Source organism: Flagellimonas allohymeniacidonis (assembly GCF_004296335.1).
GTDB classification, from domain to species: Bacteria; Bacteroidota; Bacteroidia; order Flavobacteriales; family Flavobacteriaceae; genus Flagellimonas; species Flagellimonas allohymeniacidonis.
Window position 1 is genome coordinate 1,136,005 of the sequence record NZ_SGIU01000002.1, and the last position, 12,970, is coordinate 1,148,974.

A 12,970-nucleotide genomic window follows, 5' to 3' on the forward strand; every position below is an offset into this window, starting at 1 on the left:
ACAAAGCTACTAAAAAATTAAGCCTTGAAATAGAGACAAAATTTAACCTTTTATTCTCAGGAGCGTAGCCAAAATGATTTTATTTTTATAAAAAGATTTAAGTGATGGTAAGGAAGTTAAGGGAGGAGTTGATCAAGCTATCCACAGAAGTTATAACAGCAAGGGACGACCAAGATTTAAGCGCCCTTTATGATAGGGCCAAGGAGATATATGAGAAGTTGGCCGTGCTAAAGTTCATTGATGAGAAATTGAGTGATGTTCAGGTCGATGTATCAAAAAATGTGATTGCATCGCGATTTGAAAAAATGGCCAATGCCGTATTAAGTGGCAATATCGCAGTTCCGGAAAGTAATCCACATGAGGAGGATATAATCACTCCAGGAATGGATACTATCAAGGACATGGTTTCTGAAATGCCCACGGAAAAAGCAGTGGAACATTTTTTTACGGAGTTTGTGGCTAAGCCGGAGACCATGAAAGATGACAAGGGGTATCTTTCTTCCACTGATACTGAGAACAACGTTGAGGAAAAAAAAACTTTGAACGACAGTCTGGTCAAGGACTATAAAATTGGACTCAACGATAAACTGGCTTTTATAAAGCATCTTTTCAATGATAATAAGAACGAATACGAAAAGGTAATTTCCCAATTGAACTCAATTGACACCGAGGAGCGTTCGAAAGCATTTATCATTAACCTTGTGAAACCTGAATACAATAATTGGGAAGGCAAAGAAGGTTATGAAGAGCGTTTGATGGGGCTTATTGAAAGACGATTCGCCTAGGAACCTCTTAAATTCTTTTCTTATTTTTAGGATTGCATCCTAATACCAACGCAATGAAAATCCAAAAAATTCTTTTTTGGGCCGCAACGGTCTTGTTGACGGCCATCATGTGTTTTTCCGTTTACAATTACCTGTTCAACCATGAAATGATTCGTGGGTTTTTTGAAGCCATGGGTTATCCCACCTATCTCATTTATCCTATGGCCACGGCAAAGGTTTTGGGTTTGATCGCCATTTGGGGCAACTTTTCCAAATGGTTGAAAGAATGGGCCTATGCTGGTTTCTTTTTCAATTCGATTTTGGCATTTTTCGCCCATTATATGATCAGTGATGGACAACACATGGGCGCTGTATTGGCCTTTGTTTTTGTTTTGACATCATATTTTACAGGAAAAAAGGTAAGGCCTTAACTCTGGTCCATGGGAAAACTGTATTTGGTTCCGACCCCAATAGGAAATCTTGAAGATATCACCCTAAGGGCGATTACCGTTCTTAAGGAGGTCGATTTGATTTTGGCCGAAGATACCCGCACCAGCGGCAAGTTGCTAAAACATTATGAAATTCCCACCCCACTTCAGAGTCATCATATGCACAATGAGCACAAAACCCTTTCTTCACTAGTGGAAAAATTGAAGGGTGGGACCACTATGGCCTTGATTTCAGATGCAGGTACACCTGCCATTTCTGACCCTGGATTTCTTCTCACAAGGGCTTGTGTTGAAAATGGTATTGAAGTGGAATGCTTGCCTGGGGCAACAGCTTTTGTTCCTGCCCTGGTCAATAGCGGACTGCCCAATGATCGGTTTGTTTTTGAAGGATTTTTGCCTATTAAAAAAGGACGCCAAACCCGACTGGAATTCTTGTCCCAAGAAAGTAGAACCATGGTATTTTATGAGTCACCACATAAACTGATCAAGACCTTGACCCAGTTTGTGGAGTATTTTGGGGCCAATAGAAGGGGCTCCGTCTCTAGGGAACTTACCAAATTATATGAGGAAACGGTTCGAGGAACCTTGGAAGAGATACTGGAGCACTTCAATCAAAACCCACCAAAAGGAGAAATTGTGATAGTGGTGGAGGGGCGGAAATAAAAACTATATTTAGGTCATCTTTTAAAGTCATGGGAAGAAGGCTTTGTCTATTGGTTTTTTTTGTGATGTCTTGGGGTTTAAGCGCCCAAAAAATGGATATCCCGATAATGGATAGTCTGAAACCATCATATTTTGAATCTGGAAATATCCATAAAGTCTGGCTCAAATTGGGAGAGGATGGCTTCTCAAACCCCATAAAAGTACCGGTGTTGATTGCCAAAGGTGTTGAAGAAGGCCAGGTGTTTGGTTTGACGGCAGCCATTCACGGTAATGAACTTAATGGCATTCCCATTATCTACAATTTGATGGATAGCCTGGATGTTTCCAAGCTCAAGGGAACAGTAGTTGCAATTCCAGGGTTGAATCCCCTTGCCATTGCCAATACACAACGCGAATACGTTGACCAACAAGATTTAAATCGATTGTTCCCTGGTAAGGCGGAAGGGAATCGCTCCCAACAAATGGCCCATCAAATTGGAAAGAAAATAATCCCACTTTTTGATTATCATATCGACCTTCATACCGCCAGTTTTGGTCGGGTCAACAGCCTTTATGGACGCGGAGACATGCAAGATGACACCTTAGCGAACATGTTAAGAATCCTTCAACCGGATATCATTGTTTCGAACAAGGGAAAAGCAAGTTTTGGGGAGGCCACGGCACAAACACTCCGAGCTTTTGCCATAAGCAAGGGAGTACATTCCATCACTATGGAGTATGGAAATCCGCAAGTTTTTCAGCAAGAAATGATAAAACGTGGCACAGAAGGCATTTTAAGAGTGTTGACTTGGCTTAAGTTTACAGATGGCGAGGTGGAGGTTCTTGAAGCGAAGAATATTTGTTCTAAATCGTATTGGGTTTTTACCCAAAATGGCGGGTATTTGAAGGTGTTGGTAGACTTGAATCAAATGTTGGCGAAGGGGGATACCATTGCCATTCTTACGGACTCCTTTGGGAAGATTATTGAGGAATACAAGGCGCCAGAGGCTGGAATCGTGGTTGGAAAAAGTACCAATCCAATAAGTGTTTCGGGGAGTCGCATCATTCATTTGGGGATATTAGCAAAGCGTCCATGAGCATTGTTCCTTGGGCCATCACTTGCTTTACGGTAATAGCGATTTACTACCTTGACCGATGGGAGAATCGCTATGTGAAATCTATTTTTGATTGGGTGCCAGCCATCCTTTTGGCATATATTCTTCCAGCTTTGATTTCCTATACTTTTGGATTCGATTTTTCACAAGATAGCCTGCACGATTATAGCAAGGAATTCTTTATTCCCCTGACCATTGTGGCCGTAATGGCCAGTCTTTCTTTGGGTCAGTTAAAAGCCATTGGTTTTAAGCCCATTCTCGTTTTTGTGGCAGGTTCCTTTTTTATCGCCTTGTTTCCGGTAGTTTTTATTCTGGGTTTTCCGGAAACCGAACTGGTACTGAAAACCTTTGCCCAAAACGGTTTTTGGAAAGGTATCCCACCCATCGTCGGGAGCTGGATTGGCGGAAGTACAAGCCAATTGGTGCTTAAGGAGCTAGTGGAATGCCCGGAAGGTATTTTTCTTTCGGTTTTGGTGATGGATAATATTTTGGTCAACCTTTGGACCATTCTAATGTTCCAAACCATAAAAAAGAGCAGGAGACTGAATGTGTTTTTTAGAATTAGGGATAAAATTATCCCAGAGGAAATTCGGGAAAGCTCTGGCAAACCTTTATCATGGTGGATCACCTTAGTCTTGTTATTGTTGACCGTTTTATTATCAAATCTGTTCTTGGAGATGTTCGTGGCCAAGGTAATTGTCCTTTCCGTTGTTGGTTTGATCTTGGGGAATTTTATCGCCAAGTGGAATTTTGGCTTTTCCCTCAAGTTGGGCGGGGTACTGATTTTGATCGTGATGGCCATCTTAGGATTAAAACTTAGGTTTGATGTAATCGGTTTTGATGGAACTTTCTTTTGGTTTTTGGTTATTTGGCTTTTAGGTCACTTTGTTTTTATGATGGTAATCGCCAAACTCCTTAATGTAAACTTGGCTTGGGTGCCCATTGCAAGTATGGCCAATGTAGGAGGAATAGCAACAGCCCCTGCAGTAACTGCTGCCTACCAGAAAAAATGGATGCCCCATGCGATAGTTTTGGCGATTTTAAGCATGGCCACAGGTACATTTTGGGGGATGTTGACCATATATCTGCTGGGTCAACACTTTGCTTAAGACAAGGTAAAGTTTAAAAGAGAGGGTTTTAAGGTGTTAATTCTGACTTGGCTTTCCGACCTATTTAGGTACAACCCAACTGCATGGCCGAGAATTTCCATCCTCAATTCAACAAGGTGTATTTTATCAATAGCCACACCGTATTGCATATCCTTTCGGGAAGTGGAAAAATTCAGGTTGATTTCAAAAACTATGGCGACTGGAAAAGCAAGGCCATTTATTTGGAAAAAGGGCAGTACATCAAATTCCTATCGGACGATTTTCGAGTACTGAAAATGGAGTTTCCCGCCCAAAATGTTTTTAAGAACCATGAGACCAGGGTGTTGTTTAAACATTTAGTTTCCTTGGGCTATATCAATTGTGATGAACGAACGGAAGGCCAGAATCACCTAACAGCTTCACTTCTTGAAGACAATGTGAACGAAGTACTTGATGTCTCCTTAAAACAATGGTACGGACAAAACCCCTTCAATGCAAGCAGGGATGAATATCGGTTGATTTTCGATTTAAAAGAGATCATTGATAAGGAATTCGCAAATCGAATCACCATACAAGACCTTCAAAAAGAAGTAAATTCCGCAGTGGGTCATACAAGAAATCTAGTAAAGGAAAAACTGGGCATCACAATAAAGAATCTTCTGGAAAACAAAAGAATTACCGAAAGCAAAAAGAAGGTCGCATTTACCGATTTAAACATTCAGGAAATAGCATATGAAATGGGCTACAAGGACCCTGCCTATTTCAATAGGATATTTAAAACCAACACAGGTACAAGCCCTATTGCATATCGAAGCAACTTTGACTTCGAAAAAAGGGATTCCTTTGTTGAGGATTTACTCCACCTTCTAAAAAAGCATCATACTTCTGAGCGTTCCTTGGCATTTTATGCCGACAAAATGAATTTATCGCCAAAGACATTTGCCCAAAAAACCTCATCCAAAATGAACGATTCTTTTGGGAGGTTGGTCCGACATGAAATCATCACTACGGCTAAAAAACTTCTCTGGCAAGGCGCTTCCGTTAAAGAGGTTTCCCTTTACCTCAAATTCGAGGAACCCAACCATTTTTCTTCCTTTTTTAAACGCTATGTAGGACTTAGCCCAACAGACTTTCTTCTTCAAAAAGTACAAGAAAAGGCTCCTTTTTTGTAGCAATCCCGCTTCCGATTCCCCTGAAATTTGCAATGTAATTACAAACTAAAATTTGTTTAATCATTAAAAATAATAGGAATGGATATTAAAACATTAGCCACAGAAATGGATGGCATTGTAAGCAAAGGAGCCATTGTAGATGCAGTAAAACAATTTTTTGCAGAAGACGCCACAACGTCCGACTATAATGGACTAGCAACCACGAACAAACAACAAATGGTTGAAAAAATGGAAGGCTTCGCCGGAGCAATCGCTCAAGTGAACGCAATCACGCATCACCACACCATTGTGGATGGAAATGTATCTGCTTCGGAATTCACTTTTGATTTCAATATGAAGGACAACAGTACGGTGTATTGGCATGAGATCATTCGGCGTATCTGGAATGATAAAGGAGAAGTAGTACAGGAAGAATATTTCAACGCTCAGTAAAATGAAGTTCAGATGTATATCTCCAACACTTCACGGCGTAGCCGATTATTCTGCCGGAATCGGTTTGATTTTGGCGCCCTTTTTACTAGGGCTCGGTGGGACCAACAATTTGGCCCTCTGGATATCGGTGATGACAGGAACCGCGGTTTTGGTGGTAAGTGCCTTAACGGATTATAAGCTGGGAGCGCTGCGAACCATTCCTTTTCAAGGACACTTGGCCATAGATCTAATGGTGGCCATAGCTTTTATGGCGGTTCCCTTTGCCCTTGGCTTTCAAGGCTTGGACGCACACTATTATTGGGTAAACGCTGCGGTGGTTTTTACCGTGGTCTCCCTGAGTGCAACAAAAGAAGAATTATAAATCAACATGTAAACACGTATTAAAAACAGAACAATGAAACATTTAATTAAAACAACAGTAATCCTATTTGCTTTGGCGATAAGCGCTACAGGCTTTGCGCAGGACAAAAAAGCAAACAACATTGACAACAGTAACATCGCCCTTCAAGGCTATAGCCCAGTTTCCTATTTGGATTTGGGAATTGCCCAAAAGGGATTGAAAGAGTTCAAATCGGAACACAACAAAGTGGCCTACTACTTTACCACTGCGGAACAGAAAAAGAAGTTTGACAAAAATCCTAACAGATATTTGCCTCAATATGGCGGGTATTGTGCCTTCGGGGTATATGCGGGGGCAAAGTTCAGACCTGACCCCAACAAATTCATCGTGAAGGATGGAAAGTACTTCTTGTTCCTTTACAATTTGGAATTGGATGCCCAACAACTTTGGTTGGCTGAAAACAATCACAACAAGTTGGTGAGCAAGGCCAATGGCAACTGGAGCAAGCTTAAAAATACCTATAACTAGTTTTTTCTTGATTGGTTGTGAAGGGGTGCAGTCACATTTTGGTGATTGCATCCCTTATTTTTGGATAATTGAAAACTGCTAAGGCTTTAAGTGGATGAAACAACTTCTTCAAAATATTAGCGCTTGTGAGGTATGCAAGGCGCATTTGCCTCTGGGTCCAAGGCCCATTGTTGCTGCGCATCCAAAGTCAAGAATCTTGATTATTGGCCATGCACCGGGCACCAAGGTGCACCAAAGTGGAATTCCCTGGGATGATCAGAGTGGCAAACAGCTCAGAAAATGGATGGGGGTTGCCGATGAGGTGTTCTACGACGAAACCAAAATTGCCCAAATGCCCATGGGGTTTTGCTATCCCGGAAAAGGAAAATCTGGGGATTTGCCACCACGCCCTGAATGTGCCCCGCAATGGCACGATTTGCTTTTGAAACAAATGAGCAATATTCAACTTACTATTTTGATAGGACAATATTCCCAAAGGCATTATTTGGAAGATAGACGGGAAAAGAACCTCACAGAAACCGTTCGAAACTATAAAAACTATGCCCCAGACTATTTTGTGTTGCCCCATCCCTCACCTAGAAACCGGTTTTGGTTAGCAAAAAACCCTTGGTTTGAAGAAGAGGTCATACCCCTGTTTAAATCAAGAATCTCAAGTATTCTCAATACATGACCGAAGCACGCAATCTGCTAAAGGTTTCGGGTTTCATGTTAAGGTAGGAAGCGAGATATTTCTGCGGAATAACCTTTAGTTCCTCTGGGCAACGCTGCATGAAGGCAACATACCGCTGTTCGGCCGTTAAGGTCAACAACTCCACTTCGCGGTACAGCCTCCCGAACAAAATGTCTTGAAAGAATTGATGCCCCCATTTATGGAAGTCGGGATAGTTTTCAAACAGACTTTGGTAATTGGAAAGTGTTATGGCCAGCATTTTGGAAGGTTTTAAGGCTTCCAGAAAGGTAAGGGACGGGCTTTGGGCGATAAAAGAATCAAAAACTCCTGAGGGACTTCCGGAATACGAAAAGCCCAGAACTACTTTCTCTCCTTTCTCGTTTAAAATGTAAATGGCCTGCACGCCTTCCAGCACAAAATAAAAATAGCGCTCCACACTCCCGGCTTCCGTGATAAGGTCGTATTGGTTAAACGTCTTTACCGACCAAAGCGATTTAAAATGATGCGCTTCCTGTTCGGTTAAACTAACCTGAGGAAAAAATGCCTTTAGCTGAAGAAAAATCTCATCATCCATATTTGGAAGGGTATTTTCTTCAAAAATAAGACATAAAACTCCTCCTCATATTTAGGTAAAGTGGACGGAGAGGGCCGTCAAACTGAACTCGTTTTAGTTTCCCACACTTTTTGGTTATCCCATTGGTGAGATTCTGAAATGAATTCAGAATGACGTATTTCTGAGCTTTTTAAAAACCTTCCCCCTTCCAAATATTTAGCAGAGGGGGGCGTCAAACTGAACTCGTTTCAGTTTCCCACAAGTTTTGGTTATCCCATTGGTGAGATTCTGAGAATACATTCAGAATGACGCATTTCTTCACTTTTGAAACCTACCCCCTTCCAACCTTTGGTTGAAATCTTTTTTCCATGCCAAGGGAAGGAGCTATTTTAGTTTTACCCTGGCAAAGTATCCTCAATCAGCTGCCACAGCACCTTGACTTGGTAGAGCGCCTCTTTTTCTTTTCTGTACAAGGGTTCGTGGGAGTCGTAAAGGGCCACATCGTGCACCCATTTTAAGGCTTTTACCCGGTCTGGGCCATCGAGGGCATCCAAATATTCCAACAATTTGCGCTGTGCTGGATTCAGCGTTTTGGTCATGTGCGCATTGCATCGCGGGCATGACTGACCATCTTCTACGTTTCGCATAAATAAAAGATTAAATAGATTAATAAATGAGGATAGGTCACCGCGAAACGTATCAAAGCGATGCCTTGAATGGTCTAGGGACTTGCACCCATTTGCCTATCCTTTTAATCTATTTAAGACGCACAGAGGTTGTAGGCATCTAGATAATACGTTTCGCGCTTTAAAGATACAGTTTAAAATAGAATGGTGGGATTTTTAATACAAAACGGGTAACTTCACGTATCGGGCGATATAGCTCATCAAAACAAGCAATATCTTAAAAGTTACTCAACATTTAAATGACAAGCACTACTATAAACACCGTCGGACTTATTTTTGACATAATCGGAGTATTACTTCTTTTCAAATTTGGACTGCCATCAGATGTTAGTAAAGATGGGAGCGTTTTGATGGTCTTCCAAGAAACAAATCATGATGATATAAAGAAGTGGAAAAGATATAATTTCTGGTCAAAGGTTGGACTTACCTCGATATTAATTGGATTTAGTTTACAAATCTTATCAAATTATGTCTGCGCTTGACCAAATAATGGAATTTAAACTTACATAAATCTGTGTAGATGGACTTCACTCAGACTCAACTCTTGCGCTGACGGACTCCTCACTCGGACGGACTAAAAAACATGAAAGAGAGACCCGTTTTAATTTTGGCAATAGTTCTTACCCTAATTGTTGAGGTAATTTTAATGGTCTTGGTTTATAATAAAATTGGGGGAGAAAGACTTCCTTTCCAAATCGGTAGGTTTTTATTCCAACTCATTTGCATTTTTTTGATTTTAACTAGTAAATCAAATATTGCACTTTTCCTATTTGCTGGTTATCATCTAGTTTCGGGACTATTTGGTTTGTATTCCAGTAACTCGACTGAATTTTTGGGACAAATGCTAATTGGTTATCATTTTATAATTGGATTGATTATTTACTTCCACGATTGGATTGAGAGCAAGATGGGAGTAAAAAACGTTGGGTAACAATGGCTATCTCATAGCTTCGCTACGAAATCATGGCCAAGACCGATAAGTGTAACTCAAAAATGGATTAATATTTTTGGAGGATCACTCGAAAATCTCATCAATCTGCACCATATGCCGTTCCATATGGCAGAGCAAAAACTCGAAAGCCTCGGGCAGATAAAATCGGACAATACTACCAACGGCCGATGAAAAAGTGACTTTGGAAACATCTTTGGTCCTGCTGGCCAGAATGGATTGTTTCAAATGATGGTGCAGTTCTAAAAACTGGCCAAATACCGAATCCATTTTTTCTTGGGTCAGGTCCGCCGAATCAAATATCGGGGTGAAACGCTTTAGGGTCTTCATTTTCCATTTGCGCTTGCCATTCTTTGGGCGTTGTCCTTCAATCACAAATTTTTGCCACCCCCGGGCTTTAAACCCTTCAGATTCTTTATTTAGGTCAGGGGATTGGGAAAGGGTGTCATCAATTTTGGGCAAGTAAATGCGATAGGCCATGTTGAGATGTTCCAAAACTTCAACAACCGACCATGATTTTGGCCGAGGTGCAGTGGTGAGATGGGCAATATCCAATTCCCTTAGGGACTGAACCCTGTTCAGAATCCCATTCAACCGCTGAATTTGATTTTCTGGGGTAAGGATCAAGCTTGCCATGACTGCTCGTTTTTTGATTACAACAAAGTTCAGGTAGGAATATGATTTAAAACTTGATGCAGGTCAAGAATTTTTATCTCCAGACACCAGACACCAGACACCAGACACCAGACATCTAATATTTACTCCCATCATGCTTTCCTCTTTCCCAACCGTGTTTTCCTAAGTATTGGTCGGCACTTTCCACAGCCCCTTCTTCAATGGAGGTGCCCATGGAGTCGTTCCAACGGTTGAGATATCCGAACAGAGAGATTACCCCCAACATTTCCACAATTTCGCCTTCGTTCCAGTGTTCGTAGAGTCGCTCTTTTATTTCAGCATTTACGGCGTTGGGCACCTGGGATGCGGCCAAGGAAAAATCCAAAGCAGCCCTTTCCGCTTCTGAGAAAGCAGCATGGGTTCTGTACTCCCAAATATTGTCTAATTGCTCTTGTTCCGCCCCATAACGTTCTGCTGCGCGTATGGCATGAGCTTGGCAGTAGCGGCACCCTGTGGCATTACTACTCACCCAGGCAATCATGCGTTTTAGTGCCGAGGTCACCCTTCCCTCATTGGCCATCACGGCCTTGTTGAGGTTGATAAAAGCTTTGGAAATGGTAGGTCTGTGCTGCATGGTCAAGACCGAATTGGGACAAAATCCCAAGGTCTCATTAAAGAATTCAGCTAACTTTTTGGTGTCGGGATCATGGTTGGGATCCAAAGGATTTACTAGGGCCATAGATGCGTTTTTAAATTGTATTTTTGAGGATTACAAGAAACAAAAATTTGACTGCATGACAAATCATATCTCCACCAAATGGGTGGGCGGAATGGCGTTTGAAAGCAACAACCCCTCTGGCTTAAATCTTAAGATAGACGCGTCTCCCGAAGATGGGGGCGAGGGCTCAGGTTTACGACCAAAGGCACTTATGTTATCAAGTTTAGCCGGTTGTTCAGGGCTAGATGTGGCATCGCTTATCAAAAAGATGAAGTTGGAAGTGGATGATTTTCATATAGAAACCATTGCAAATTTGACGGATGAACATCCAAAATATTATGATGCTGTGAGCATCGAATATCATTTTTATGGTTCCAATCTCAAAGAAGAGAAACTGCAAAAAGCGGTTGACCTTAGCGTCGAAAAATACTGTGGAGTCATGGAAATGTTCCGAAGATTTGCCCAATTAGAAATTAAAACTTTTTTTCACTTAAAATAGATTTTTAGTACCAGCCTCAAGACGATATTGTTTAACATCCAACCAAAAATCCTATCTATGCGCTGGACCCTAAAACCAAACCCCCGACTCGACGACATTCAAAAATTATCCCAGGAACTTCAAGTGGATCCCCTGGTGGCCCAATTGTTATTGCAACGCGGGGTGACCAATTATGAAGAAGCCAAGAAGTTCTTTCGTCCTCAATTAAATGATCTCCACGATCCTTTTTTGATGAAGGATATGGACAAAGCGGTCCATCGCATTGAAAAAGCTCTAGACCAGGGAGAAAATATCTTGATCTATGGGGACTATGATGTGGATGGCACCACTTCTGTGGCACTTTTATCTTCTTTTCTATTAGAAAATCATCCTCAAGTGGCGACCTATATACCGGATAGATATACCGAGGGTTATGGAGTTTCCCTGCAAGGGATTGATTTTGCAGCGGACAATGATTTTTCATTGATTATTGCCCTCGATTGCGGGGTAAAAGCGGTCGAACAAGTGGCCTATGCCAAAGAATTGGGTATTGACTTCATCATTTGCGACCACCACCGACCTGGGCCTAATTTGCCAGAGGCTGTGGCGGTTCTCGACCCGAAACGCGAGGATTGTAAATATCTTTATAAAGAACTTTGCGGATGTGGGGTAGGCTTTAAGCTGATTCAAGCCTTGTCCAAAAACCAAGGCAAAACCATTGAGGATTTAACCCCTTATCTGGATTTGGTAGCCACCGCTATTGGCGCCGATATTGTTCCTATCACTGGCGAAAATCGGGTTTTGGCTTACTTCGGACTGGAGGTCATTAATTCCGACCCAAGAACAGGATTTAAGGCCATAATTGAGCAAATCAAGAAGAGGACCTTGACCATTACCGATGTGGTTTTTATCATTGCGCCACGTATCAATGCGGCAGGACGCATGAAGCATGGGGACCATGCGGTACAACTGCTGGTTGAAAAGGATTTGGCTTCGGCACGGCAATGGGCCCAAGAAATTGAGCAGTTCAATACGGACCGTCGCCAGCTCGATAAAGAGATCACAGAAAAAGCCTTGTTGCAAATCAAGGAGAACGGGGAAGAAGAGCGGTTTACTTCGGTGGTCTATGATAAAAACTGGCATAAAGGTGTTATTGGAATCGTGGCTTCCCGTCTCACGGAAACCTATTATCGCCCTACTTTGGTCTTTACCAAAAGTGGTGATAAACTGGCGGCTTCGGCCCGATCGGTAAAAGGGTTTGATGTGTATCAAGCACTGGAAGGATGTTCGGATTGCTTGGAACAGTTTGGAGGGCATAAATACGCTGCAGGACTTACGCTTCTTGAGGAGCAGTATGAAACCTTTAAATCCCAGTTCGAAAAAGTGGTTTCGGAAACGATTGATCCACGACTTTTGGAACCGGAACAATTGATTGATGCACAAGTCGAACTGAGTCAGATTACGCCAAAACTCTATCGAATCCTGAAGCAGTTTGCACCATTTGGCCCTGGAAACATGACCCCGGTTTTTATGGCCAACGATGTACAAGATACTGGATTTGGGAAAGGAGTTGGAGAGGATGAAAAGCACCTTAAACTCTCAATTTCGCAAAGAAGAAGCTCCCCTAAAATGGCCATCGGCTTTAATTTGGGAGATCAGATTGATAAAATAAAAAATAAAAAACCCTTTGATATAGCCTTTTCAGTAGATGAGAATGAATGGAATGGAAATATCAGCTTGCAACTAAAACTTAGGGATATTCGATAGGATT

Annotated in this window: 17 protein-coding genes; 13 read left to right on the forward strand and 4 right to left on the reverse strand. The window is 41.9% G+C overall.

From position 1 onward, the window contains the following. Window positions 1–104: 104 nt before the first annotated feature. The 10 genes from EW142_RS13510 (at window position 105) to EW142_RS13555 (ending at window position 7,200) form a co-directional block, all read left to right on the forward strand. Window positions 105–785 carry a hypothetical protein gene (locus EW142_RS13510; RefSeq protein ID WP_130614689.1) on the forward strand — a complete coding sequence of 227 codons (681 nt, stop codon included), beginning with the start codon at window positions 105–107 and terminating at the stop codon, window positions 783–785. Between the two features lie 53 nt (window positions 786–838). Next, a complete protein-coding gene (locus EW142_RS13515) occupies window positions 839–1,195 on the forward strand; it encodes a DoxX family protein (RefSeq protein WP_130614691.1) in 357 nt (118 codons plus the stop codon). A gap of 9 nt (window positions 1,196–1,204) precedes the next feature. After that, window positions 1,205–1,876 carry a 16S rRNA (cytidine(1402)-2'-O)-methyltransferase gene (gene rsmI / locus EW142_RS13520; RefSeq protein ID WP_130614693.1) on the forward strand — a complete coding sequence of 224 codons (672 nt, stop codon included), beginning with the start codon at window positions 1,205–1,207 and terminating at the stop codon, window positions 1,874–1,876. A gap of 107 nt (window positions 1,877–1,983) precedes the next feature. Beyond that, on the forward strand, window positions 1,984–2,952 hold the full coding sequence (locus tag EW142_RS13525; protein ID WP_240740216.1) for a succinylglutamate desuccinylase/aspartoacylase family protein: 969 nt from the start codon (window positions 1,984–1,986) through the stop codon (window positions 2,950–2,952). After that, the gene (locus EW142_RS13530) at window positions 2,949–4,079 is read left to right on the forward strand and encodes a DUF819 family protein (protein WP_240740217.1); all 1,131 of its coding nucleotides are present in this window, start codon (window positions 2,949–2,951) and stop codon (window positions 4,077–4,079) included. The genes EW142_RS13525 and EW142_RS13530 overlap by 4 nt, the downstream gene beginning before the upstream one ends. Window positions 4,080–4,162: 83 nt before the next feature. After that, complete coding sequence (locus EW142_RS13535; RefSeq protein WP_130614697.1) at window positions 4,163–5,230, forward strand: helix-turn-helix domain-containing protein; 1,068 nt, start codon at window positions 4,163–4,165, stop codon at window positions 5,228–5,230. Between the two features lie 78 nt (window positions 5,231–5,308). Then, a complete protein-coding gene (locus EW142_RS13540) occupies window positions 5,309–5,662 on the forward strand; it encodes a hypothetical protein (RefSeq protein WP_130614699.1) in 354 nt (117 codons plus the stop codon). Between the two features lies 1 nt (window position 5,663). After that, window positions 5,664–6,023 carry an SPW repeat domain-containing protein gene (locus EW142_RS13545; RefSeq protein WP_130614701.1) on the forward strand — a complete coding sequence of 120 codons (360 nt, stop codon included), beginning with the start codon at window positions 5,664–5,666 and terminating at the stop codon, window positions 6,021–6,023. A 33-nt stretch (window positions 6,024–6,056) separates the two neighbouring features. After that, a complete protein-coding gene (locus tag EW142_RS13550) occupies window positions 6,057–6,530 on the forward strand; it encodes a YHS domain-containing (seleno)protein (protein ID WP_130614703.1) in 474 nt (157 codons plus the stop codon). Window positions 6,531–6,624: 94 nt separating this feature from the next. Beyond that, on the forward strand, window positions 6,625–7,200 hold the full coding sequence (locus EW142_RS13555; protein WP_130614704.1) for a uracil-DNA glycosylase family protein: 576 nt from the start codon (window positions 6,625–6,627) through the stop codon (window positions 7,198–7,200). Here EW142_RS13555 and EW142_RS13560 read toward each other — a convergent pair. Together EW142_RS13560 and EW142_RS13565 are read right to left on the reverse strand one after the other, a co-directional pair. Next, window positions 7,190–7,774 carry a Crp/Fnr family transcriptional regulator gene (locus EW142_RS13560; RefSeq protein ID WP_130614706.1) on the reverse strand — a complete coding sequence of 195 codons (585 nt, stop codon included), beginning with the start codon at window positions 7,772–7,774 and terminating at the stop codon, window positions 7,190–7,192. The two genes, EW142_RS13555 and EW142_RS13560, sit on opposite strands and share 11 nt — an antisense overlap. 374 nt (window positions 7,775–8,148) lie before the next feature. Further along, complete coding sequence (locus EW142_RS13565; protein WP_130614708.1) at window positions 8,149–8,400, reverse strand: hypothetical protein; 252 nt, start codon at window positions 8,398–8,400, stop codon at window positions 8,149–8,151. Window positions 8,401–9,022: 622 nt separating this feature from the next. Here EW142_RS13565 and EW142_RS13570 point away from each other — a divergent pair. After that, window positions 9,023–9,370 carry a hypothetical protein gene (locus EW142_RS13570; RefSeq protein WP_130614709.1) on the forward strand — a complete coding sequence of 116 codons (348 nt, stop codon included), beginning with the start codon at window positions 9,023–9,025 and terminating at the stop codon, window positions 9,368–9,370. Between the two features lie 84 nt (window positions 9,371–9,454). Here EW142_RS13570 and EW142_RS13575 read toward each other — a convergent pair whose 3' ends face one another. Continuing rightward, the gene (locus tag EW142_RS13575) at window positions 9,455–10,024 is read right to left on the reverse strand and encodes a DinB family protein (protein WP_130614711.1); all 570 of its coding nucleotides are present in this window, start codon (window positions 10,022–10,024) and stop codon (window positions 9,455–9,457) included. A 115-nt stretch (window positions 10,025–10,139) separates the two neighbouring features. Beyond that, window positions 10,140–10,742 (reverse strand): carboxymuconolactone decarboxylase family protein, encoded by a 603-nt coding sequence (locus tag EW142_RS13580; RefSeq protein WP_130614713.1) that lies wholly within the window; start codon window positions 10,740–10,742, stop codon window positions 10,140–10,142. A gap of 55 nt (window positions 10,743–10,797) precedes the next feature. Here EW142_RS13580 and EW142_RS13585 point away from each other — a divergent pair, with 55 nt between their 5' ends. Next, window positions 10,798–11,220: an OsmC family protein gene (locus EW142_RS13585; protein ID WP_130614715.1), complete on the forward strand. Its 423-nt coding sequence runs from the start codon at window positions 10,798–10,800 to the stop codon at window positions 11,218–11,220. Window positions 11,221–11,277: 57 nt separating this feature from the next. Continuing rightward, window positions 11,278–12,966: a single-stranded-DNA-specific exonuclease RecJ gene (gene recJ, locus EW142_RS13590; protein ID WP_130614717.1), complete on the forward strand. Its 1,689-nt coding sequence runs from the start codon at window positions 11,278–11,280 to the stop codon at window positions 12,964–12,966. The last annotated feature ends 4 nt before the right edge of the window (window positions 12,967–12,970 follow it).